Below are 1,120 nucleotides of genomic sequence, written 5' to 3'. Positions count from 1 at the left end.
AAGCGAGGCTTCTTTGCTGTTCTGCTTCTGGGTCGTTGGGATCATTGACATAGAACCGAGCCAAAATATTCGTATCAATCCCGATCACGTTGTTCCCTCATGGCTTGGGCAATATCAAAATCATCGAGCCGCCTCGGTGTTGTCGGTGGACAGACCAACATCCCAAATCCCTCGTCTATCTTGCTCTGGCATTGGGGATGCTGCAGTTCAACGCGAATGGACTCTCCATCCAAGCTAAATGAGAGCTTACAACCTGGCTTAATGCCCAGTTGCTTGCGAATTTTAATCGGAATCACAACCTGACCTTTGTGGGAAACCGTCACTGTATTCATCGGCTCATCGTCTTACTGAGTAAGAATATTGTAACAGGCCTAACTATACTGTTGAAGATAGTGCCAACCCGTGAAGATAATTAGGCGATCGCCTTTATGTTTTATCGCGTACACCGAGATGAAAAAATCTCACTCTCAATCACTACTAAAATCATAAAGGCCGTGATTGGCGATCGCCCTCCTATCGCCGCCGCAGCTCACTATAATCAAAATAAAATCAACAACCCTCCCATCTGCAGCAATACCCATGAGTACCCTGTATGAACAAGACTTTAGTCGATGGGCCGAAACCATGGCCGAATTGCTTGAAAGCGGTCAGTTCAGTGCCCTCGATTTAGAAAATTTAGTAGAAGAGATTCGAGATTTGTCTAAACGGGAACGCGATCGCCTTTTGAGTAGCCTACGTTTAATTCTCCATCACCTCCTCACATGGGATTATCGACCAGAGCTTCGATCAAGAAGCTGGTTGGGGACAATTCAACGGGAACGATCAAATATTGCCGACTATCTAGCCGATAGCCCCAGTCTTAAGCGATATCTCACGGACGACTATTTACTCAAAACCTACCAAAACGCCAGACTACAGGCGATCGCTGAAACAGGTATCGATATGCCAAAGGATTGTTCTTATCGCTTGGCAGACGTCCTAGACCGCTCCTTAGATTTTTAATATTCCGCAGCAAATTCTCCGTCACAAAGTTAAAGCCAATTTAGAAAGGCGTGGATTGATTATCGGGGCATACGACCTACAAATTGCCTCAATCGCCTTAGCAAATGACTTGGTCTTA

The 1,120-nt window shown here is 45.6% G+C and carries 2 protein-coding genes; one reads left to right on the top strand and one right to left on the bottom strand.

The features are described from left to right. Positions 1-74: 74 nt before the first annotated feature. Positions 75-332, bottom strand: a complete 258-nt coding sequence (locus AACR41_RS00070) for an AbrB/MazE/SpoVT family DNA-binding domain-containing protein (RefSeq protein ID WP_030008356.1) — start codon at positions 330-332, stop codon at positions 75-77. 247 nt (positions 333-579) lie between these two features. Here AACR41_RS00070 and AACR41_RS00065 point away from each other — a divergent pair, with 247 nt between their 5' ends. Further along, the gene (locus AACR41_RS00065; protein ID WP_030008355.1) at positions 580-1,002 is read left to right on the top strand and encodes a DUF29 domain-containing protein; all 423 of its coding nucleotides are present in this window, start codon (positions 580-582) and stop codon (positions 1,000-1,002) included. Positions 1,003-1,120: the final 118 nt, after the last annotated feature.

Source organism: Picosynechococcus sp. NKBG042902 (genome assembly GCF_963864045.1).
GTDB lineage: Bacteria > Cyanobacteriota > Cyanobacteriia > Cyanobacteriales > MRBY01 > MRBY01.
Note: the sequence above shows the minus strand (reverse complement) of the source record. Positions and strands in the feature narration are given on the sequence as shown.

What these genes read in the sequence shown, in the direction of transcription:
- AACR41_RS00070 (WP_030008356.1), bottom strand. Translation starts at nt 332, where the DNA reads ATGAATACAGTGACGGTTTCCCACAAAGGTCAGGTTGTGATTCCGATT.
- AACR41_RS00065 (WP_030008355.1), top strand. Translation starts at nt 580, where the DNA reads ATGAGTACCCTGTATGAACAAGACTTTAGTCGATGGGCCGAAACCATG.